Origin of the sequence: Pseudomonas sp. TH32 (assembly GCF_016650855.1) — a bacterium.
Taxonomy (GTDB): Bacteria; Pseudomonadota; Gammaproteobacteria; order Pseudomonadales; family Pseudomonadaceae; genus Aquipseudomonas.
Genome location: NZ_JAEKFA010000002.1, coordinates 3,706,119 through 3,725,661 on the forward strand (window position 1 = coordinate 3,706,119; position 19,543 = coordinate 3,725,661).

Annotated in this window: 20 protein-coding genes, 1 tRNA gene and 4 pseudogenes; 18 read left to right on the forward strand and 7 right to left on the reverse strand. The window is 54.1% G+C overall.

Features of this window, described 5'->3' with window-relative positions:
* Nucleotides 1–14 precede the first annotated feature (14 nt).
* Complete coding sequence (locus JFV30_RS20475; RefSeq protein ID WP_201125041.1) at nucleotides 15–371, forward strand: DUF2784 domain-containing protein; 357 nt, start codon at nucleotides 15–17, stop codon at nucleotides 369–371.
* Here the strand turns inward: JFV30_RS20475 and JFV30_RS20480 are convergent.
* Nucleotides 358–1,326, reverse strand: coding sequence for an SDR family oxidoreductase (locus JFV30_RS20480; RefSeq protein WP_201125042.1), 969 nt, complete (start codon nucleotides 1,324–1,326; stop codon nucleotides 358–360). The genes JFV30_RS20475 and JFV30_RS20480 overlap by 14 nt on opposite strands.
* Nucleotides 1,327–1,422: 96 nt before the next feature.
* Here JFV30_RS20480 and JFV30_RS20485 point away from each other — a divergent pair, with 96 nt between their 5' ends.
* From JFV30_RS20485 to JFV30_RS20510, 6 genes are all read left to right on the forward strand, one after another.
* Nucleotides 1,423–2,307, forward strand: a complete 885-nt coding sequence (locus tag JFV30_RS20485) for a LysR family transcriptional regulator (RefSeq protein WP_201125043.1) — start codon at nucleotides 1,423–1,425, stop codon at nucleotides 2,305–2,307.
* Nucleotides 2,308–2,361: 54 nt separating this feature from the next.
* Nucleotides 2,362–2,940 carry a DUF4337 domain-containing protein gene (locus JFV30_RS20490; RefSeq protein WP_010165986.1) on the forward strand — a complete coding sequence of 193 codons (579 nt, stop codon included), beginning with the start codon at nucleotides 2,362–2,364 and terminating at the stop codon, nucleotides 2,938–2,940.
* A gap of 132 nt (nucleotides 2,941–3,072) precedes the next feature.
* Entirely contained in the window at nucleotides 3,073–3,969 is an 897-nt protein-coding gene (locus JFV30_RS20495) for a hypothetical protein (RefSeq protein ID WP_201125044.1), read from the forward strand.
* 158 nt (nucleotides 3,970–4,127) lie between these two features.
* Nucleotides 4,128–4,790, forward strand: coding sequence for a M24 family metallopeptidase (locus JFV30_RS20500; RefSeq protein ID WP_201125045.1), 663 nt, complete (start codon nucleotides 4,128–4,130; stop codon nucleotides 4,788–4,790).
* Nucleotides 4,791–4,808: 18 nt separating this feature from the next.
* Nucleotides 4,809–5,162, forward strand: a complete 354-nt coding sequence (locus JFV30_RS20505) for a gamma-glutamylcyclotransferase family protein (protein WP_087692752.1) — start codon at nucleotides 4,809–4,811, stop codon at nucleotides 5,160–5,162.
* A 244-nt stretch (nucleotides 5,163–5,406) separates the two neighbouring features.
* Complete coding sequence (locus JFV30_RS20510; protein ID WP_201125046.1) at nucleotides 5,407–5,676, forward strand: short-chain dehydrogenase; 270 nt, start codon at nucleotides 5,407–5,409, stop codon at nucleotides 5,674–5,676.
* A gap of 75 nt (nucleotides 5,677–5,751) precedes the next feature.
* Here the strand turns inward: JFV30_RS20510 and JFV30_RS20515 are convergent, their stop codons facing one another.
* Both JFV30_RS20515 and JFV30_RS20520 read right to left on the reverse strand, forming a co-directional pair.
* Nucleotides 5,752–6,210, reverse strand: coding sequence for a DUF2442 domain-containing protein (locus JFV30_RS20515; RefSeq protein WP_201125047.1), 459 nt, complete (start codon nucleotides 6,208–6,210; stop codon nucleotides 5,752–5,754).
* A gap of 108 nt (nucleotides 6,211–6,318) precedes the next feature.
* Nucleotides 6,319–6,957 (reverse strand): hypothetical protein, encoded by a 639-nt coding sequence (locus tag JFV30_RS20520; protein ID WP_201125048.1) that lies wholly within the window; start codon nucleotides 6,955–6,957, stop codon nucleotides 6,319–6,321.
* Nucleotides 6,958–7,139: 182 nt separating this feature from the next.
* On the opposite strand from JFV30_RS20520, the pseudogene JFV30_RS20525 reads away from it, so the two are divergent.
* The 7 genes and pseudogenes from JFV30_RS20525 to JFV30_RS20550 all read left to right on the forward strand — a co-directional run bounded on the left by JFV30_RS20525 (nucleotide 7,140) and on the right by JFV30_RS20550 (nucleotide 13,243).
* Nucleotides 7,140–8,289 (forward strand): annotated as a pseudogene (locus JFV30_RS20525) (IS3 family transposase).
* 277 nt (nucleotides 8,290–8,566) lie between these two features.
* Nucleotides 8,567–9,793, forward strand: a complete 1,227-nt coding sequence (locus JFV30_RS20530; RefSeq protein ID WP_201125049.1) for an AAA family ATPase — start codon at nucleotides 8,567–8,569, stop codon at nucleotides 9,791–9,793.
* A pseudogene (locus JFV30_RS33700) lies at nucleotides 9,794–10,021 on the forward strand (HNH endonuclease); the annotation flags it as partial.
* Nucleotides 10,022–10,111: 90 nt separating this feature from the next.
* On the forward strand, nucleotides 10,112–10,453 hold the full coding sequence (locus JFV30_RS33305) for a hypothetical protein (RefSeq protein WP_242487110.1): 342 nt from the start codon (nucleotides 10,112–10,114) through the stop codon (nucleotides 10,451–10,453).
* A gap of 872 nt (nucleotides 10,454–11,325) precedes the next feature.
* Nucleotides 11,326–11,664, forward strand: a complete 339-nt coding sequence (locus tag JFV30_RS20540) for a hypothetical protein (protein ID WP_201125051.1) — start codon at nucleotides 11,326–11,328, stop codon at nucleotides 11,662–11,664.
* Nucleotides 11,665–11,692: 28 nt separating this feature from the next.
* The gene (locus tag JFV30_RS20545) at nucleotides 11,693–12,400 is read left to right on the forward strand and encodes an SOS response-associated peptidase family protein (RefSeq protein ID WP_201125052.1); all 708 of its coding nucleotides are present in this window, start codon (nucleotides 11,693–11,695) and stop codon (nucleotides 12,398–12,400) included.
* Nucleotides 12,401–12,433: 33 nt separating this feature from the next.
* Nucleotides 12,434–13,243 carry an RES domain-containing protein gene (locus JFV30_RS20550; RefSeq protein ID WP_201125053.1) on the forward strand — a complete coding sequence of 270 codons (810 nt, stop codon included), beginning with the start codon at nucleotides 12,434–12,436 and terminating at the stop codon, nucleotides 13,241–13,243.
* 94 nt (nucleotides 13,244–13,337) lie between these two features.
* Here JFV30_RS20550 and JFV30_RS20555 read toward each other — a convergent pair.
* Nucleotides 13,338–14,305, reverse strand: a pseudogene (locus tag JFV30_RS20555) (phage portal protein); the annotation flags it as partial.
* 17 nt (nucleotides 14,306–14,322) lie between these two features.
* Here JFV30_RS20555 and JFV30_RS20560 point away from each other — a divergent pair.
* Nucleotides 14,323–14,666 (forward strand): annotated as a pseudogene (locus tag JFV30_RS20560) (site-specific integrase); the annotation flags it as partial.
* A 65-nt stretch (nucleotides 14,667–14,731) separates the two neighbouring features.
* Here JFV30_RS20560 and JFV30_RS20565 read toward each other — a convergent pair.
* Together JFV30_RS20565 and JFV30_RS20570 are read right to left on the reverse strand one after the other, a co-directional pair.
* Complete coding sequence (locus JFV30_RS20565) at nucleotides 14,732–15,244, reverse strand: RIP homotypic interaction motif-containing protein (protein WP_201125054.1); 513 nt, start codon at nucleotides 15,242–15,244, stop codon at nucleotides 14,732–14,734.
* Between the two features lie 258 nt (nucleotides 15,245–15,502).
* Nucleotides 15,503–15,592: transfer RNA gene (locus JFV30_RS20570), tRNA-Ser, on the reverse strand.
* 333 nt (nucleotides 15,593–15,925) lie between these two features.
* Here JFV30_RS20570 and JFV30_RS20575 point away from each other — a divergent pair.
* The 3 genes from JFV30_RS20575 (at nucleotide 15,926) to JFV30_RS20585 (ending at nucleotide 18,630) form a co-directional block, all read left to right on the forward strand.
* Nucleotides 15,926–16,615 (forward strand): crotonase/enoyl-CoA hydratase family protein, encoded by a 690-nt coding sequence (locus JFV30_RS20575; protein WP_201125055.1) that lies wholly within the window; start codon nucleotides 15,926–15,928, stop codon nucleotides 16,613–16,615.
* Between the two features lie 215 nt (nucleotides 16,616–16,830).
* Complete coding sequence (locus tag JFV30_RS20580) at nucleotides 16,831–17,586, forward strand: lysophospholipid acyltransferase family protein (protein ID WP_010165976.1); 756 nt, start codon at nucleotides 16,831–16,833, stop codon at nucleotides 17,584–17,586.
* 72 nt (nucleotides 17,587–17,658) lie between these two features.
* On the forward strand, nucleotides 17,659–18,630 hold the full coding sequence (locus JFV30_RS20585) for a magnesium and cobalt transport protein CorA (protein WP_169385988.1): 972 nt from the start codon (nucleotides 17,659–17,661) through the stop codon (nucleotides 18,628–18,630).
* 126 nt (nucleotides 18,631–18,756) lie between these two features.
* Here JFV30_RS20585 and JFV30_RS20590 read toward each other — a convergent pair whose 3' ends face one another.
* Complete coding sequence (locus tag JFV30_RS20590) at nucleotides 18,757–19,485, reverse strand: amidotransferase (RefSeq protein WP_201125056.1); 729 nt, start codon at nucleotides 19,483–19,485, stop codon at nucleotides 18,757–18,759.
* Nucleotides 19,486–19,543: the final 58 nt, after the last annotated feature.

The following is a 19,543-nucleotide window of genomic DNA, read 5'->3' on the forward strand; positions in this document are numbered from 1 at the left end:
AAGCGAACCCCATCATGCTCTACCGTTTTGCCGCCGACGGCCTGGTGCTGTTTCACCTGTTGTTCATTCTGTTCGTGCTGTTCGGCGGCTTGCTCGCCCTCAAATGGCGACCGGTCATGTGGCTGCATTTGCCTGCCGCCGCGTGGGGCGTTGCCGTTGAAGTGTTCCATCTGCCCTGCCCGCTGACCCGCTGGGAAAATCTGTTTCGTCATTTGGCCGGGCAGGATGGTTATGGCGGCGGGTTTATCGAGCATTACCTCCTGACCCTGATCTACCCGGCCGGGCTGACCCCGCAGATCCAACTGGGGCTGGGCGCGCTGGTGCTGTTGATTAATATCGCGGTGTATGTGCGGCTGATCAGGCGCGCTTAGGCAAGCAGCCGATGCCCACCAATGTCGCCTCAACCGCTTCATCCAAAGGCGTGTGCGGTTCGCTACCCAATATCTGTACGAGGCGGCGGTTGTCCATGCGCACCTCGGTTTGCCACAGGTAGCGCATTTCCTGCATCTCGCGGAAGGTGGTGACAAAGGGCGCGGCCAGTTTCAGCAGCCACCACGGGAAAGCACGTACAGAAGGCTGCTGGCCGGTCCGGCGTGACACCACCCGCTGAATCGCCTGGCTCATCTGCCGGCCATCGGCGTCAATATGCCCCGCCATATGGAAACGGGCGAAGGCGTCCAGGGTGTCGCGGCGCGCGATCAGCTCGACCATGGTGCTCGCCACGTCAGGCAGGTAGGCCCACTGATGCCCCACGCCTGGCGCGCCCGGATAACTCACGCTGGCCACCGGTTTTGCGGGCTTGATCAACCCTTGGGAGAACCAGCTGCTACCGGCCTTGGCACCGAAGAAATCGCCGGCGCGCACGATCAATACGCGGGCGCCACGCTCGGTGGCCTCCCGCAAACGCTGTTCCATCTCCACCCGGATCGCGCCCTTGCGGGTAAATGGGCTCTGCGGTGAGTCTTCTTCTAGTCGCGCAAATGCGTCGGGGCCGTAGTTATAAACCGTGCCCGGCAAGACAATCATTGCCCCTTCCGCGATTGCCGCCGCGATGCTGTTGTCGATCATCGGCAACACCAGCTCCGCCCAACGCTGGTAGCCGGGCGGGTTGACCGCATGCACGATCACCGAACAGCCCTTCGCCGCCGCAACCACTTCCTCGCGGTTCAGGGCATCACCTTTTATCCAGGTGAAATCGGCGTTCTGGTTGTGGGCCTTATCCACATCCCTCGTCAGCGCACATACCTGCCAGCCGGCAGCAAACAACTGCCGCGCCACTTCGCCACCAATCCCGCCTGTCGCGCCCAACACCAGAACCTTGTTCATGCTTTTTCCCCTTGGGGTTGTTTGATGAGGCGATTCTGTTCGCCGGCGGGCTATAGAGGAATTGCCGAAGATCATCCAGACGCTATACATTTATGCATGGCATCGACTATTGGTTGGGAGCTTTACCGGTCATTCCTCGGGGTACTCAAGGAGGGATCGCTGTCGGGGGCCGCACGGCAGCTCGGCATTACGCAGCCCACGGTCGGGCGGCACATCGCTGCGCTGGAGAAATCCCTGAACGTGGTGCTGTTCACCCGCTCCGCCAGCGGCCTGCTGCCCACCGCCGTCGCCCTCACCCTGCGCACCCACGCCGAAACCATGGAAACCACCGCCGCCGCCCTCGAGCGCGCCGCCTCGCCCCAAGGCCCCGAAGTGCGTGGCGTGGTGCGGGTGTCGGCCAGCGAAGTGATCGGCGTGGAAGTGCTGCCGCCGATCATCACCCGCCTGCGCCAGCAGCACCCGCACCTCAAGGTTGAACTGGTGCTGAGCAACCGCCTGCTGGACCTGCTGCAACTGGAAGCCGACATCGCCGTGCGAATGGTCCGACCCAGCCAGGAACAGCTGCTGGCGAAACGCATCGGCGTGATCGAAGTCGGCCTGCACGCACGTAACGACTACCTGCAACAACACGGCACGCCCCAGAGCCTGAACGACCTCACCACCCATTCAGTCATCGGCTACGACCAGGAAAGCGCTTTCATCCGCAGCCTGGCCGTCAAAGGGTTCGAGCGCAGCGCGTTTTCACTCAGCAGCGACAGCGACCTCGCACAACTGGCCCTGGTCCGCGCCGGCGCCGGCATCGGCGGCTGCCAGGTCAAACTGGCCCGGCAAGACGCCCGCCTGAGCCGGGTCCTGCCGGACGCATTCGCCCTCCAGCTCGACACCTGGGTCACCATGCACGAAGACCTGCGCAACAGCCCGCGCTGCCGCGCCACCTTTGATGCCCTGGTGGCCGGTTTGCAGCATTACGTACAGGATTGAGACAGCTTCGCTGGTGAAGAATCAGAGTCCCTCAAACCCTTCATAGACGCCCCCATGTCCGAAGCCTTCGAAGTCCCCAGCCCCCACGAAAAACACGTCGAACACGCCACCGAACATGCCCACAGGCAGGGCGACAATTTCGCCAGCCGCATCGCCGTGATGACCGCCATCATGGCCACCGTCGGCGCCATGCTCAGCTACCAGGCCGGCTCCACCGAAAGCGAAGCGGCGATGGACAAAAACAACGCCGCCATCTTCAAGACCGAAGCCGCCAACCAATGGAACTACTACCAGGCCAAATCCAGCCGGCAGAACCTTGCGGAGCTGGCGACGCATATCCCGGGCGTCGACGCCAAGCACTACACCGACGAGATCGAGCGTTATAAAACCCAGAAGGAAGACGTGCGCAAAAAAGCCGAAAAGCTTGAAGCCACCTCGAAAGAATGGGATGAAAAGTCAGAGCAGGCGCTGCATCAGCATCACCGCTGGGCGCAGGCAATGACCGCGATTCAGATCGCGATTTCGCTGGCGGCGATTACCTTGCTGACAAGAAAGGAATGGTTGAAGCGCATGGCCTATACCGCCGGTGGCGTGAGCGTGGTGTTGGGTGGGATGGCCTGGCTGCATATTTGAGAGCTGGATTTTCATCGCCCCTCGAAAGCAGAAATACGACGTCACGTATCGTCGTATTTCGCTGATAGCTATCACCAAACCAAACCGACTATAAAACTCGCCATCGCTCGCAACCTGGAAAGTTGACTATTGATGGGAGAAAACGAATTCAGTCAGTGCGTCTCGGATGCCAGAAGCGCTGAAACGTTGAACACCTCACTGGATGATTACTTCGCGGCAGAATGCCTTCAGATCTTCGCTCAAGTGGAGGACTTGTTTCTCTACCAGACCAGCAGTACCAAATACCTGCCTGAGTTAATGCCGGAAGTGAGCCTCGGCACCAAATTTATCGGCCTCGAGGTTGAGAAAATCTATTCCGATACGGAGGTTTATACCTTTCGTACGGAAGGGATGAATGGAAACTACTTCTCCGTGATGGTGAAACCAAAAAAGGTTTGGATTGATGTAAGTTGGGTTGAGCCAGGCAGAGGTGGTAACGGTATATACGCCGCTGTGGGGGCCTTCGCAGCCAATACAAAGCGCGAGTTTATCGGCGACCCGGACGGGCTATCGGACATAGCAACACGGCGCAGAACCGATGCAATGCTGTCATCCGCCCTCAAACACAGAACAACCGACCATATCCGGCCACATCAGAGACAAATTGACGGCGATGAACATCTCGGCATTCCGTCGCTGAGTTGGGTGGACGGTGACACGCTTGGCAATATCCAGCGTATGATTAAAACGACCTATGAATCCCTAACCTTCTACGTGCCGGAGGTACGATATGCTTATTACGACTTCGCAAACAAAACCTTCCGAGACGCTGCGGGCCGACAGCTTCTGGATGGAAATCTGGCAAAGTGGAGCTTTGAGCATCCAGGAAGCCGAAAGGCGAGCGCAGGGCTCGCGACGTTTAAAAGAGGCTTACTCGTCGGTACCCTTTTACGCGAAGAAGGCAGCTCGAGACGCTCAGTTTTGGAGCAAATTTTACGCGAGCCGCGTGAATTCGTAGAAAAAGGCAATCTTGCCGGAATTTTCTATTAATCATCTGAAGTTCCCTCTCCCCAAGCTTACCCGTACCCACCTGGTGCCTCTTGGCAGAAAACATCGGCGTATCACGCCATATCTGCTTGGGCTCTCACATCTTCCCGCTATATAGTAAAACGCATAACGCCTGACACGATAAGATCGAGGAGAAGCTGGTGACCGCACAATCATCCAAAGAGGCTGTGGGCGTTGCCTATAGCATCGACTCAATGCGCTACGCCCAGGCCATGACCTGGCGTGCCATCGAAGCGCTGTCCAAACTCATCCGCCCCGGCATACTGGAATCCGAAGCCCGCGAACTCGGCAAAAAAGTCCTCGCCGACCTCGACATGCAGCGCATCTGGCACCCACTCCTTGTGCGCTTTGGTGCCAACACCCTAAAGACCTTCAAGGAACGCTCCGACGGCGACCCGGCGCTGGGGGAAAACGACATCTACTTCATCGACATGGGCGCCGTGTGGCAAGGCCATGAAGGTGATGCGGGTGCGACCTTCAGCACCGGCAACAACCCCGAGATGGCCGCGTGCGCGAGCGCGGCGAAAGAGTTGTTCGACCGGGTTGAACAGCGCTGGAGGAACGACAAAGTCGTCGGCCTGGAGCTGTATCGTTTTGCCGAAGAGCAAGCAAAGGAAATGGGTTGGGTGCTGAACCTGGACATCAAAGGGCATCGCGTCAGCGATTTCCCGCATGCGATTTATCGTGGCGGTGATCTTGGGGATTTTGACCAGTATCCGAATGAAGGGCTGTGGATTCTTGAGATACAAATTGCGCACCCGAGCGGAGCTTATGGTGCGTTTTACGAAGATTTGCTGGCTTAACTTTTTCAAGGAATAAAGATGGAACGCTCGACTGAATTTCCCGTGCTGTTGTTTTCCTACGGCACGTTGCAGGACAAGGCCGTTCAACTGTCCAACTTTGGGCGGGAGCTGGTGGGGCAGCAGGATGCGATGCTGGGGTATTCAAAAAGCTGGGTGGAGATTACGGATCCTGAAGTGTTGGCGGCCAGTGGCAAAACTCATCATCCGATCGTTGCTCCCAGCGGGCGCAATGAAGACAGTGTTGAAGGGATGGTGTTTCAGATTACCGAGAAGGAACTGGCAGCGGCGGACGCGTATGAGGTGTCGGACTATAAGCGGGTTTCGGTGGGGCTGGCTTCGGGGTTGACGGCTTGGGTGTATGTGCAGGCTTGAGGGGGTGCAGTTGGTCAATCGGAGTGATTTCCTACAGATCAATCGGAAGGTGTGCACTCCCCCGCTTGATGATGCCAAGCCTATAGTCCCTCGGTCGCCCTCATGGCGACCGAGTTTGGCGACTCGAAGACAAATCTGAAAACTAAAACTCGGCGAACCAGTTTTCCAGGTGACGGCTGTTTTATGAAGGACTAGCTTGAAAAAGGTTAGTCAATTTTTCTATTTGTCTCAGATGGACTCCTGCATGAATCAATACATGGCACTCACCAGCAACGACTCCACCATACCCGCCCTTTTCGTAGACACCACAGCACCGCTGGACGTCTTGCTCGATGCTGCAAACTATCGGATTCGCGCCGTAACCCAAGTTCTTGAAAACCTGGCGCTGCGTGCGGAAATCAGCAGCGATACGGTCGTACTCAGCGACTTTTCATTGCTCTGCGCAATTCCGTTACGCGATGGATGCGATTTGCTGGATGTCATAGGTCGGAGGATGGCGGCTCAGTATTCCTGAACCCATTGGCTTGATCCCGCAAAAACGAAAAAGGGACGACCTCTCAGTCATCCCTTTTTTGCGAACATTACCAATCTAAACGCAACGCGTGCCACGAGCCTTATGCTCGTACTCCCACCCCTTACACGCCAACCCCACGTGCTTGGGAATCAGAGCGGCCCCGCTGCTGTAGGAAGTAATAGTCCTACGGGTGAAGCCCAGCTCTACAGCCGCGGCGGAGAGCGACAGGTTGTTGCTGAGCATCCACTTTCTGAAGTCCTGCGTCAGCATGACCTCGCCGGACTGCTCCAGTGCCAAACGATGCAAGGTGACGGCGGACAACTCAAGGTCATTGCCCCAAGTCACGTCAAAGCCCCACTCACCGACTTCAACCCGACCCAATAGAGTCAAGTCCTGAAGGGGTTTTAAAATCGGAAAGGTATTTATGTGATCAGTGAGATCAACGGTATGCCGCTTGCCGTTGTTCCACTCAATTTCGATGGCATGCTTGCCGGCAACTGGTTGCACAGCAGAGATGCGAAGCTTGCTGGTCATAAGTCAGTTACTCCGGTTTTGTTCGTTCCTTACGCACCAAAAATCGGCGGTGTGGATTTCACCTTGCAAACCATATATTCAACCCCCAGAAACTCTGCGTCTGAAGCTTCAGGGCAAAGGCGCCGCATTGACGGTGTACCAACCCGACGGGGTCTTGGCACACACCTGCGGCCTTAGCGGTGTTTCAACCGTTGTATTGCCCTGATTGGAGAGTTGGCGAACGGCAATCACGCAGCCTGCCTTGAACGTACTGAATTTTACGAGTTGAAGTTCCATTTCGTAATCTTTGCCGGGTTCGGGGACAAGCGTGACAGGCGCGGGAAAGCAGGACATTTGCGAACCTCCCATGGCGAACCCTGCGATAAAGGGTTTACCGGCCGGGATGACATGCTCGTCAAACACCTTGGGCGATTGGTTGATGGCTTTGCTCGCTTTGCTGGCAGGCATGCCAATCACGCTGTTCTGGCTGTCTGTCGCTCGAAAAGGGTAGAGACCCGCCGAGTCAACATGCGCTGTTTGCCATCCCGCTTCTTCCGGAGTCTTGGTCAGAAGGGTCTCGTTGTAAAACATCTCGCAGGTCTGGCCACTGAGGAAGCCCGCATTGGAGGTGTCACCCGTGATCAGGCGGACGCGGGCTGTGTGGGCCGGGTCGTATTGGCTGATTTGTGCTTCGTTGCGAACGTCGGTTTTAGTGGTGGCGCAGCCGATAAGGGTCAAACTCACGGCCAGCGGAAAGAGTAAACGCATGGGTAACCTTCAAATCCTGTGATGGTTGGTGGCCGCAACCTTACTATGAAAGGTACGCCAGGTTTCGTACTAAGCCTATGGCGAGCGGTACGCCCTGCCGGACGAGGGCTGCGCACCCTTTGAATCGCCCCGGGTTTCGTAGACACCTCCATGCCTTAAACTGAGGCCAATCAGGAGGTGCCATGAGCAACCCACGTTATCCCGAAGAATTCAAAATCCAAGCGGTCAATCAAGTGACCGAAAAGAAGCTGCCTGTCGCTGATGTGGCGGCGCGTCTTGGCGTGTCGACGCATAGCCTCTATGCCTGGATAAAGCGCTACAGCAAACCTCAGGCAGAACGGCAGCAAGACGACGATCAGCACGCTGAACTGCGTCGTCTGCGAGCGGAACTCAAGCGGGTCACTGAAGAGCGAGACATCTTAAAAAAGGCCGCCGCGTACTTTGCCAAGGAGTGCGGCTGAAGTACGCCTTTATCAAGCAGCGCGCGGGCGACTATTCCATTCGACGGCTTTGCCTGACGCTGAAAGTCCATCCCAGTGGTTATTACGCTTGGTTGTCTGAGCCGCAATCTGCACGCGCTAAAGACGACCAGCGATTGCTGGGTTTGATCAAGCACTCGTGGCTGGAGAGCGGCGGAGTTTATGGCTCTCGCAAAATCCATACGACCTGCGCGAGGTCGGTGAAGCTTGTGGTCGGCATCGTGTGGCGAGGCTGATGCGTCTTGAAGGTCTGCGCTCTCAGACAGGGTATCGACGCCGTCCTGGCAAATACGGCGGTAAGCCAGCGGTCGCCTCACCCAATTTACTGAAGCGCCAGTTCGATGTCGTAGAACCTAACAAAATTTGGGTCACCGACATCACCTACATTCGTACGTATGAAGGTTGGTTGTATTTGGCGGTGGTGCTGGATCTGTTTTCTCGTCAGGTCATTGGCTGGTCAATGAAGGCGCAGATGACCAGTGATTTGGCCATTGATGCGTTATTGATGGCGGTTTGGAGGCGAAAACCGAAACAAGAGGTGATGGTTCATTCCGACCAGGGCAGCCAGTACAGCAGCTCCGATTGGCGCAGTTTTTTGAAGGCAAACAATTTGGTTGCCAGCATGAGCCGCCGAGGCAATTGTCATGACAACGCCGTGGCCGAGAGCTTTTTCCAGCTTCTGAAACGGGAACGGATCAAGCGAAAAATCTACACCACGCGGGAAGATGCTCGCAGTGATGTGTTTGATTACATCGAAATGTTCTACAACGCAAAACGCCGCCATGGTTTCAACAATCAGCTGTCACCGGTAGAGTTTGAAAAGCGTCACGCAATGAGCTTACAAGGTGTCTAGAGAATCCGGGGCGATTCAGTCACCCCCATGATGGATTGGACAAACTAACAAAAAACCACCCGTAATCACTGCGCTTCAGCCTGTACAAAATATCCTCGTATCAATTTAGTACCATTCATTTTTCGTCCGACCTCGCTTCGACCTTAGGTCTGCACTATCAAAATGCTATGCTTCACTGCTAACCGAGTCCGGGCCTAGCTTGAGTCCTAGCCCCGCCCTCAGAACAAACTGCCGAGGTGGCCTTTCCTCGAGCCATCCACCAAATAAAGCAGGCAACATGAAACTTATAAACCACATTAATGGCACAGTAATAAACTCAAACAAGAACATAGACATTCGACTCGATGGTAAAAACCTTATAATCGCAGGCGGAAATGGTTCAGGAAAAACCTCACTTGCATCAGCAATTTACCAAACATTACAAACTCAAATCGCCCAACAAAACTTCCACAACATACCAGGCTACAAGAGCAACATACTTGCTTTCGAACAAGCACTAAACGACCCTAACATCAGTGAAGCATCCCGCATACAATACGAGCAAAATCTTCAGCACATTACACAAGTACTGGCTTCGGTTCTCGGCCCTATTGACTTAGAGTATAACGACCCATACGGAGCCATGGAATCATATAAAAACAAAATATCCACTATCCGTTTTTTTGCTGCAGACCGTAAAGCAGCAATTTCCACCGTTACTTCGGCAACCGCATCAAAGCCAGACTTACAATCAATCAACTCAGGTATGCCTATGGGAAATAACCTAGAGCAACACCTGGTAAATCTTAAAGTTAGAAGCGCTTTAGCGATGCAAGCCGGCGAACTTGGTGAACGGCCTATTCATGCTGAATCATGGATAGATTCGTTCACTCAAAACATCAAATATTTGTTCGAAGACCAATCTACGCGACTTGTCTTCGCTCCAGACCAACTGAGATTTTTCATTTCCCAGGACGGCAAGCCTCAATATACTTTTCAGAGCTTATCATCTGGTTACCTTGCAATATTCGACATATATGCCGACCTGCTTATGCATACCGAATACGCACAAATTAAGCCATCCGACCTGTCGGGCGTTGTGATTATTGATGAAATTGATGCGCATCTGCACGTTTCATTACAACGAAAAATCCTACCATTCTTTACAGCCTCATTCCCTAACATTCAATTCATTGTCACAACGCACTCTCCATTTGTACTGACTTCTGTAGATAGCGCGGTAATATTTGATATGACAACTTGCAAAACCGCAGCTGAATTATCAATGTTTTCCTATGAGTCCGTAGTGGAGGGCTTACTTGGCGTACCTCCGATCTCAAAAAAATTGGAAGATGCAATTAACGAACTGACAGAAATCACCAAATCCGACATTTTTGACCGTCAAACAGCGGAACATTTATTAAGCACTATCACTCCTTATATAGACGTGTTAGACGCTGAGTCAGAAATGTTCTATCAAATAGCTGCCAACAAAATCATTAAATCGAAAGCGGAGAACAATTAAATGTTCAATGTGGAGCGACCGATAGTCCCGCCTGCCTCGTTAGCAGATAAAAAAAGCTGGACAGGCAGTGACGTGCTGCAACTATTGCGCAAAGCATTCTACGATAAATGTTATATCTGCGAAACCAAGGACCCTCTTAGCCTCAATGTTGAGCACTTTGACGCACACCAAGACGACATTGAGAAAATGTACGATTGGCAAAACTTATTTCTTGCTTGCGCAAGGTGCAACAATTTTAAACGGCACCTATACAACAACCTAATAAACTGCACAGATTCTTCGCTCGACGTTTTGCGGCTAATCCGGCACGCGCCTCCAATGACTCCATACGTTAAAACCGTTTTAATAGAAGCAACGAACGCCGACCCCAAAACCATTCAAACAGCGACTCTAATCCAAAAAATATTCACTGATGACAATACTGGAAACAAAGATATAACAGGGACCTACCTAAGAAAAAAGGTCTACAGACGGTACGCACAACTGCTTTCACATATAAACACATACATCGATGATGACGCGTTAGACTCGGAAAAAAAAGACGCAATCTTAAGAATAAAAAACCTAATGAGTAAAAAACAGGAATACTCGGCGTTCTTGAGATGGGCGATACTCGACTCCCCGGAACTTCTTGAAGAAGTTATAGACGCAATAGATTGAGCCCCTCCCATAGAAAAATAAAACTCATGAAAACTGGGGCTCCGGCTTAGGCTGAGCCCCTTAAAGATATTGGTATCGTAGTGAAGTTAAATTGTATTGACTTAGTTTTTCAAACTAATAACGAGGCTTCGATTCCCTTCACCCGCTCCACTATATTCAAGGCTTCCAGCGGTATCCGGTTGACGCAACACAGAGCTGTGTGACCGTTACTGTAATCCTGGACGTGTTTGTGCAGCAGGGTGCGTGCACAAAATCTGATGGACCTTTTCCAGCACCAACCCCCTACGTGCATTCGGCTTTTCATGTTGACCCATGGGAAAGAGGTTAGAAAGGTTAGTTTTTTGCTAATCGTTCTGAAGTCCTCGTTCTGCGCGGCTTTGCGGCAGGTGCCATAGGTTAGCTATAGGGTTATGAGAGGTAATTTCCTAACCTTTATAACTGTTAAAAACCAAAAAAATAAAACCCTTATAAATCAGCATCTTATAGATTTATAACCTTAAACCTAACCATAACTAACCCCATTTTCAAAAACTAACCCTTTCCCGAGCCACCTCCGAGAATTTCCCTGTTCTCGCAGGGATTCGCAGGCTTATTAGGCCACAAATTTGTGCACGCGGCCCCACACAGGGCCGGCGTGGACTGAGTGCAGGGGCGCAGAAAAAGCGACACATTTAGCCCGCAGGCGTGGTGGGGGGACGACGGCGCGCGTCGGGTGATGAAGCACGTCACAGTCCCGCATGTAGCACGTCAACTCCCCGGGTTGCGCGACGTAGCACGCCACTGGCCCAACCTCCTACAGCTCGTCGCCCAAAATCCCACAACTTGCCAACCTCGATTACTGTATGAACATACAGCATTCGGAATCACACCCCATGAACATCGACGAAGACACCTGCGGGTGGCTTGGCATCCCCACGCCTCTCGAAATGCACAAACAGCACGCCCGCCTACTGGAGAACGAGATCCAGGAACTAAACCTGCAGCTGCGTAAAGCGAGGGAAGACATTCACGGCTTGGTGCAGATGCTGGCTGAGGCCGAAGCAGTAAAGACCCAGTTCAGAGGGTTCCTTGCTGAGAGAGGCACTGAAGCCGCGACCATGCGCAAGCAAATCGACGCCCTCAGAACATCGGAGGGATCCAGCAAACGCGAAGCCGCAACACTACGCGGAATGCTGAACGACCTGATGTCTCGCCCGAAAACCATCGTCTAAGCTCAGGTTTCGGATTGAGGACTTGGCCATGTGTGGAAGACTTTCCCAGTACAACGGTATTCACGACTTCGTTGCGGCGCTGAGCATGCCCAACGCCCTGGCGAACACCGTGGGTGAATTACCCCTGGAGCGGTACAACGTAGCGCCGTCCACCCAAGTCGCATTGCTCCACCTGCAGGGTGATCTGCTGCACGCCGACCTGGTGCGCTGGGGATGGCGGCCGCACTGGGCCAAGGATCGCGCCGCGCCGATCAATGCACGCGTAGAGAAGGTCGCCCACGGCCCGTTCTTCCGCGCGATCTGGCCGCACAGGGCAATCACGCCCTTCGATAACTGGTTTGAGTGGGTGGACGAAGGTGGAGCGAAGAAGCAGCCCTACCTGATCCGCAGGCGAGATGGCGCACCAGTGCTGTGCGCCGCCATTGGCCAGCTCCCCGAAAGCGATAAAGGCTCGGGCGAACATGACGGCTTCGTGATCATCACCGCGGACAGTGCCGGCGGCATGGTGGACATACACGACCGGCGGCCCGTGGTGCTGACGCCGGACCTGGCCCGGGAATGGTTGGATCCGGCCACGCCCAAAGATCGCGCCGAGCAGATGGTGCTGCATCAGGGCGAACCATCCGAAGCTTTTGACTGGTTCCGTGTCATAAAGGATGTGGGGAACGTGAAAAACCAGGGTAGACAATTGATTGAGCCCACACAATTATCCCGTGAGATCCAGGATAAAGAATAAAACTACTCATAACATTCAACAGGAAGCGCGTTAATGAACTTCACCACACTTCATCTCGGATTTCTTGATGATTTAACGACGAAAATATTAAAAAGCACTGACGCAAACTTCATCCGCGAAAAACTAAACTTTATACTTGACCACTATCAGATAATAAATTACGAGTTCAACTACAACAAGGCATTTTGGCGAGCACGAAAATGCCCCACCGAAAAAGGATTTATAAATATATCTGAGCTGGGAAGCCCCCCTATAGCATTGACACAATCGGGGCGGCTTAATGAAGCAAATGACCCGATTTTGTATACATCCACCAATCAGTATTCAACTCTTATTGAAATCGGCGCAGAAGAAGGGGACTTCATACACATAGTTGCATTTGAGCAATTACCAAATCAAAAAATACGCTGCGGATCCATTGGCGAACTTACCCACATGCACAGGTGGGGATCAGGCTTATCATCCGAAACAGTTGGAAAACTCCTAAATGATTACGTGGGTAAAATGCCGCACGACGTCGGAAAAAGCGTTATTTTCACTGATTCTTTTTTTTCGTCCCTATTGAAAGACAAAGAGGCAAAAAAAAGTGACTACATCCACTCTAGAACTTTAGCCAACTTGATATTCAGCCGAAACCCTAATTTAGATGCCATCATTTACAGCGGAGTAGCTCTTGAGTCATCTCGAAACTATGCATTCAAGCCAAACTCTGTGGAGCGCACATTAAAAATAGGAGCAACTTTTGTATTAAAAATCAACAAAAAGTACAAATATGGCGCATATGACTTTGAAGTATTAAGGAACGCAGATGGCGTAGAATCCAACGGAACACTAATATGGTGAACATACAGGAGTTTAAACTTCAAGTTAGTTGAGTAAGCCAGCGTCGAGCAAGTGTCACCCTACCAGCTCGTCGCCTCGTTTACTGCACGGGGGACTACTTATCCCCCGTTGGAAGCTCAAATTCCTTGAAGCTGACAACCTCTTCACCCAGCCACTCGTTTACCTGAGCCAGCCTCGCCTGCAACGGCTCCAGCTCGTTGACCGCCCAAACCTCAGCAGCCTCCCGCAACGACCCAAAACCGCCCGCGTTCTGCGGCACGATGCCCATCAACTGGGGTGGAATGCGTAACGCCGCGAGCAAGTCGTCGCGGCTGGTGTTCTTGATCGAGCTGAATTCGTCCTTGGCAGCGACCTCACTCACCGGGATGAGCTGAATGCCGTCCTTCTTCCCGGCCGGCGCGTACACGAACAGATTTCGAAAGTTGCCTGGCCCTTTCGAGTTCTTCAGCGCGGTGCGCAGTGAGTCGATGTCCTCTTCCTTCTGCGCCGCGTCGGTCATGTACAGGATGAAACCGGCGTGACTGCCGTTGTTGTAGTACTTGCGTCGGAACAGCGTGGCGCTCTCGTTGAGCAGCGCACTTTGCAGCGCTGCCAGCCACTCCGGCAGGCCGTAGATCTCCTGGTTGATATCGGCCTCGCGCAGTGGCAGATCGAACTAGGGGCAAACTCGTGCTCATCCTTCCAGCCACGCACCTGGTAATAGATCTCCATGTCCACACCCCGGCGCATGTACTTGGCCAATGGAGGCAGCAAGCCCATGGTGTTACGGAGCATGTTGTTGCGCTTTTCCAGGTAGCAATTGCCACACCAGAGCCAGTCCAGAGCGAACTGCTCAAAGGCCTGGCGGCTCAACAGCCGGTGGGGAACGAACGTGCGGGCGAGCATGTTGCGCTTGAAATTCAACCCTGACTGCAGGTACACGCTGGCCCGGGTCGTTTTCGCCAGGCCGTCCATGGACATCGGGGTTTCAAACCAACGCCCATTGGCCCAGCACTCCAGGTAGTCGAGGATCTCCCGGCTATCCTGCACGGGAGCGGGATCACCAAAAGTGAACGCTTCAACCGCTCAAGACCGTGGATACGGTGGATGTCGTCGAGCGGGACAACAAGACGTCCGCAAGCACAACCTGCACTTCGTATTCCTGAACACCAAGAGCGGCCGGCCGCACGTCAGCGACTTTGTCGTGAGGGACAGGTTCTTCAAGGCGCATTTGAAAGCGGCCGGCGTTCGATATCGCGGGCCTGGCCAGTGCCGTCATACTTACGCCAGTCAACTGCTTACCACCGGCGCGGCTTTAGTTGACTGGATCGCGGAGCAGATGGGCCACATCAGTGCGAATATGATTCGGCAGCACTACAGCATGTGGATCAACGAAGATGGCCCTGATGTCATCAGCATGCTGCAGCACGCCTTGGAGATATAAGACAATCAACAGCAGGGGCAGTTGAGAGCGGGCTGCTAAAACACAGTCCGCCAAGGCATCTGATTTTAACCAAGCAGCTTTACTAGACCGCCTACAGCAGAACCAAGGATAGAGGTCACCAGAGGGTGCTTCAGCATTTCCGCTACGCCCTTCTTGGCCTCCTTTATCTCAGCTTCAGGCCTACCACTTTGCTCAATTCGCTTGATCAGTTCCGAGACACCTTGCTCAATATGCAGAGTGTTGTGATCGCCTACTTGGAAGCCGGTAGAGTTATTTATATTGATCGTTGTTTGTTTTACCGGATCAGTATTTTTCACCGGGCCTTTACGCAATTTTAGAGACCAGTGAGGGCCGATACCAATAGATCCTTGGGAATAATGCGCATCCGTTATTGTATATAGCTCTACTTTGTTTCCTGGCAAGACCCTCTCTAAAAGGTCATCAACATCAACATCTAATACAACTTCAAAAATCGTAGCTCCTTTGGAGCCGACATTCGTTTTATAAGGCCCTAAACGCCGCCCATCTGGCTTTACGATGGTGACATTGTCTTGATGCATGGATGCGAATGGATTCATTTCCAGCCAATCTCCCGTTGTGATGCCACGGTAATACCACAGCTAAGGTGTGCCGAACCAGCCTCTCGCCAAAGGAATGTTTCGTCGCTCCTAGCCTGAAAAAACACGGACCACTCAGCACCTCATGGCTGAGAGAGACACACCTCAAAAACTACGATCATTCCCATCATTGTTCCCATGCGGGCCTTTTTGCACCCCCCTGAAAACACAAAACCCCTGAAAACTTTAACGTTTTCAGGGGTTTAGTCGTTTCAAATTTGGCGGTGAAGGAGAGATTCGAACTCTCGATACAATTTCTTGTATACACACTTTCCAGGCGTGCTCCTTAAGCCACTCGGACACTTCACCGTATCTCGTCAAACTGATTCAGTCTGTCGAGGCGCGCTAATGTAGTCGAAAGCTTTTCCGATGGCAAAGGTTTTTTTCAGAATTTTCATGCGCTTAGGCGGTTATGCCGTTCCAGCCCTCTGCGGCGCCATGCGCACCACGGCGATTCTGCCATTCTCGGGCACTCGTGGCGCTTGTCTATAGTAGCTGCTGCGCCCTGCCGAAGGCTGCCTGCGGGCGGGCATGCGGGAAAAGTCTGACTGGGTAGTCAGTCACGGCGCTTTACCAGGGCGGGCGCGGTGGGTAACGTCTGCCGTCTGTCCTTCTATTACAAGCATTACAAGGAATCGCGTCATGAGTGAGTTGATTGCCTACCACCTCGAAGACGGTATCGCGACCCTGACCCTGAGCAACGGCAAGGTGAATGCCATTTCGCCGGCAGTGGTCAGTGCGTTTAATCAAGCGCTGGATCAGGCCGAGAAGGATCGGGCGGTGGTGATCATCACGGGCACGCCGGGGATTTTGTCCGGTGGCTATGATTTGAAGGTGATGACCGCCGGCCCTAAAGAAGCAGTGAGTCTGGTAACGTCGGGTTCCACCCTCGCCCGCCGCCTGTTGTCGCACCCGTTCCCGGTGATCGTGGCGTGCCCAGGGCACGCGGTGGCCAAGGGTGCGTTCCTGTTGTTGTCGGCGGATTACCGGATTGGTGTCGACGGGCCGTTCAGCATTGGCCTGAATGAAGTGATGATCGGCATGACCATGCACCACGCCGGGATCGAGCTGGCGCGGGATCGTCTGCGCAAGTCGGCGTTCCACCGTTCGGTAATCAACGCCGAGATGTTTAACCCGCAGGACGCATTGGGCGCCGGGTTCCTGGACAAGGTGGTCGCACCGGATGAGTTGCAGGCCGCAGCGCTGGAGGCAGCTCGCCAGTTGAAGAAGATCAATATGAACGCCCACAAGCACACCAAGCTGAAGGTGCGTAAGGCGCTGCTGGAAGCCCTGGATGACGCGATCATTCAGGATCAGGGGCACTTGGGTTAATCAAACCTGCGCCTGCTGAATCGAAGCCCGACCTTGAGTCGGGCTTTTTCTTACAAAGAATTCCGGATTGCCTACAACCGCTCTAGACAGTGTCTGTCACGTCTTGTTGAAACATGCGCTTAAACATCGCCTATCTCCTGACTCTATAGGGGCAATTGCCGAATACAGTGCACATCCGTACACTGCGCCACCTTTTGTCCCGATGGGCTGTGTCGATGCTTTTTTTGTTACGCATGTTGTTGATGGGCCTGCATTTTATGATTGCGGGCGTGCTGGGCGTGCTGCTGGGGATCTGTCGGCCGTTCAATCCGGACAACAGCCGTTACTGTGCGCGCCTGTATGCCGTGCCGGCGATGTGGCTGTTGCGCCTGCGGGTGAAGGCTGATGTCGACTCGCTGCGCAACAAACCCAGCAGTTGCGTGATCATTGCCAACCATCAATCCAACTACGACCTGTTTGTGTTTGGCACCGTGGTGCCGTACCGCACGGTGTGTATCGGCAAGAAGAGCCTGAAGTGGGTGCCGTTGTTCGGCCAGTTGTTCTGGCTGGCGGGCAATGTGTTGATCGACCGGGGCAACGCGCACAAGGCCCGGCGCTCGATGCTGACCACCACCCACACGTTGCAACACGCAGACACCTCGATCTGGGTGTTCCCCGAAGGCACGCGTAACTTCGGTGAGACGTTGCTGCCGTTCAAGAAGGGCGCGTTCCAGATGGCAATCGCCGCAGGCGTGCCGATTGTGCAGGTGTGTGTCAGCACCTATGTGAAGCAGATGAAGCTCAACCGCTGGAACAGTGGCGATATTCTGATTCGCTCGTTGCCGCCGATTCCTACGAAGGGGCTGACGATGGATGACATGCCGCTGTTAATGCAGACCTGCCGCGAGCAAATGCGCGACTGCATCGAGGCGATGGATCGCGAGTTGCAAACCACACCTGCAATCACGGCTGAACCCCGCCGAATTTGCTGACTCTGATTGGGCAGGGCAGGCTAAGCTGCCTGACAGTTGTCATCTGCCATTCAAGAAGAAGCGATCAGCACTATGGGTAGAGTTGTTGCGGCCGCCGTCTATAGCGCCGGAAAGAAAGTCACCGATATCACCCTCGACGAAGGCGCCGCCTGGGCCGCCAAGCCGGACCACTTTGTATGGATCGGCCTGGAAGAGCCCAGTGCCCTGGAACTGGCCAACCTGCAGCGCCAGTTCAACCTGCACGAACTGGCCATCGAAGATGCCCTGGAAAAACACAGCCGGCCCAAGCTTGAAACCTTCGGCGATGCGCTGTTTATCGTGACCTATTCGCCGGTGCGCGATAACGGCAAGCTGGAGTTTATCGAGACCCATATCTTTGCCGGCAACGGCTACATCATCACTGCCCGCAACGGCCATTCGGCGTCCTACGGCTATGTGCGCCAGCGCTGTGAGGCGCGGCCACTGCTGCTGGAGCATGGGGAAGATTTCGTACTCTATGCGCTGCTGGATTTCGTCACCGAGAACTACCAGCCCGTGAGCGAGGCGATTCATGCCGAGGTCGATGAGCTGGAGCGCAATGTGCTGTGCAACTCCCTGAATGAACACGACATCCAAAAACTCCACGGCCTGCGCCGCGATGTGCTGCGGCTGAAGCGTTATGTAGCGCCGATGGTGGAGATCAGTCAGGAGCTGCAGAAGCTGAGTTTTCCGTTTATTGACAAGAACATGCGTCCGTACTTTCGCGACGTGCAGATTCACGTCACGCGGCAGATGGAAGACCTGACCACCCTGCGGGATATCGCCAGCCAGACCATCGAGATCGGGGTGTTGCTGGAAGCCCAGCGCCAAAGCGTGGTGCAGCGCAAGTTTGCCGCGTGGGCGGCGATTCTGGCGTTCCCGACGGCGGTGGCCGGAATTTACGGGATGAACTTCCAGAACATGCCGGAGCTGCAATGGCACTACGGCTATTTTGCGGTGCTGGGGTTTATTGCGGTGGGGTGTTCGGGGTTGTGGGCCAGTTTCAAGCGCTCAGGCTGGCTGTAAAACTCTCTTCAATGTGCAGAAGATCAAACGGTGGGAGCTGGCTTGCCTGCGATCGCATCACCTGGGTTTTACTGAAAAACCGAGGTGTCTGCATCGCAGGCAAGCCAGCTCCTACATTATTGTGCGTCAAGCCGCGCCGGCTTCTGGTTTGTGCGCCACAAACCGCATCATCCATTCCGCCACGGTGACGCCGTGGTGGTCTCGTTCCAGGCTGGCCACGCCATTGGTGTAGACCTTTTCCCCCAGGGTTGTCTGAAGAATCTCCAGCAACTCGCGGGAATAGTCGTGGATAAATTCCGGGTGGCCCTGGAAGCACAGCACCTGGTCTTCGATGTGGTACGCCGCAAACGGGCAGAACTCGCTGGAAGCAATCACCGTGGCGTTTTCCGGCAAGGTGGTGACCTGGTCCTGATGGCTGATCAACAGCGTCAGTTCTTCCACCACCGGGCTCATCCACGGGGCCTTGGCGTTCAGTTTGTAGTCATGGATGCCCATGCCCCAGCCTTTGGTCGCCCGCTCTGTCTTGCCGCCCAGCAGCAGTGCCAGCAACTGATGGCCGAAGCAGATGCCGATCAGCTTGTCGCCGCGTGCATGGCGGTCCAGCAGGTAGGTCTTGAGGGTCTGGATCCATGGATCGGTGCCAAAGGAGTCGGCCTTGCTGCCCGTCACCAGGTAGGCGTCGAACACTTCGTCATCCGTCGGGTATTCACCCTGCACCACGTTATAGACGACGAACTCGGCGGCAATCGGCTGCTTGGAGAACAGGCGCTTGAACATCTGCCCGTACCCTTGGTACTGATCGATCAGCCCGGGACGCAGGATATCGGTTTCCAGGATGCACACGCGTAACGACATAAAAAATACCTGACACGGCGATGGGAATAATGAACACCCCCAGAGCCTGCCTTGAAAT

Coding starts and splice junctions, on each gene's coding strand:
- JFV30_RS20530 (WP_201125049.1), top strand. CDS start 8,567: ATGAAACTTATAAACCACATTAATGGCACAGTAATAAACTCAAACAAG.
- JFV30_RS20585 (WP_169385988.1), top strand. CDS start 17,659: ATGGGTAGAGTTGTTGCGGCCGCCGTCTATAGCGCCGGAAAGAAAGTC.
- JFV30_RS20490 (WP_010165986.1), top strand. CDS start 2,362: ATGTCCGAAGCCTTCGAAGTCCCCAGCCCCCACGAAAAACACGTCGAA.
- JFV30_RS20550 (WP_201125053.1), top strand. CDS start 12,434: ATGAACTTCACCACACTTCATCTCGGATTTCTTGATGATTTAACGACG.
- JFV30_RS33305 (WP_242487110.1), top strand. CDS start 10,112: ATGACTCCATACGTTAAAACCGTTTTAATAGAAGCAACGAACGCCGAC.
- JFV30_RS20485 (WP_201125043.1), top strand. CDS start 1,423: ATGGCATCGACTATTGGTTGGGAGCTTTACCGGTCATTCCTCGGGGTA.
- JFV30_RS20540 (WP_201125051.1), top strand. CDS start 11,326: ATGAACATCGACGAAGACACCTGCGGGTGGCTTGGCATCCCCACGCCT.
- JFV30_RS20510 (WP_201125046.1), top strand. CDS start 5,407: ATGAATCAATACATGGCACTCACCAGCAACGACTCCACCATACCCGCC.
- JFV30_RS20565 (WP_201125054.1), bottom strand. CDS start 15,244: ATGAATCCATTCGCATCCATGCATCAAGACAATGTCACCATCGTAAAG.
- JFV30_RS20575 (WP_201125055.1), top strand. CDS start 15,926: ATGAGTGAGTTGATTGCCTACCACCTCGAAGACGGTATCGCGACCCTG.
- JFV30_RS20515 (WP_201125047.1), bottom strand. CDS start 6,210: ATGACCAGCAAGCTTCGCATCTCTGCTGTGCAACCAGTTGCCGGCAAG.
- JFV30_RS20545 (WP_201125052.1), top strand. CDS start 11,693: ATGTGTGGAAGACTTTCCCAGTACAACGGTATTCACGACTTCGTTGCG.
- JFV30_RS20480 (WP_201125042.1), bottom strand. CDS start 1,326: ATGAACAAGGTTCTGGTGTTGGGCGCGACAGGCGGGATTGGTGGCGAA.
- JFV30_RS20505 (WP_087692752.1), top strand. CDS start 4,809: ATGGAACGCTCGACTGAATTTCCCGTGCTGTTGTTTTCCTACGGCACG.
- JFV30_RS20590 (WP_201125056.1), bottom strand. CDS start 19,485: ATGTCGTTACGCGTGTGCATCCTGGAAACCGATATCCTGCGTCCCGGG.
- JFV30_RS20495 (WP_201125044.1), top strand. CDS start 3,073: ATGGGAGAAAACGAATTCAGTCAGTGCGTCTCGGATGCCAGAAGCGCT.
- JFV30_RS20520 (WP_201125048.1), bottom strand. CDS start 6,957: ATGCGTTTACTCTTTCCGCTGGCCGTGAGTTTGACCCTTATCGGCTGC.
- JFV30_RS20475 (WP_201125041.1), top strand. CDS start 15: ATGCTCTACCGTTTTGCCGCCGACGGCCTGGTGCTGTTTCACCTGTTG.
- JFV30_RS20580 (WP_010165976.1), top strand. CDS start 16,831: ATGCTTTTTTTGTTACGCATGTTGTTGATGGGCCTGCATTTTATGATT.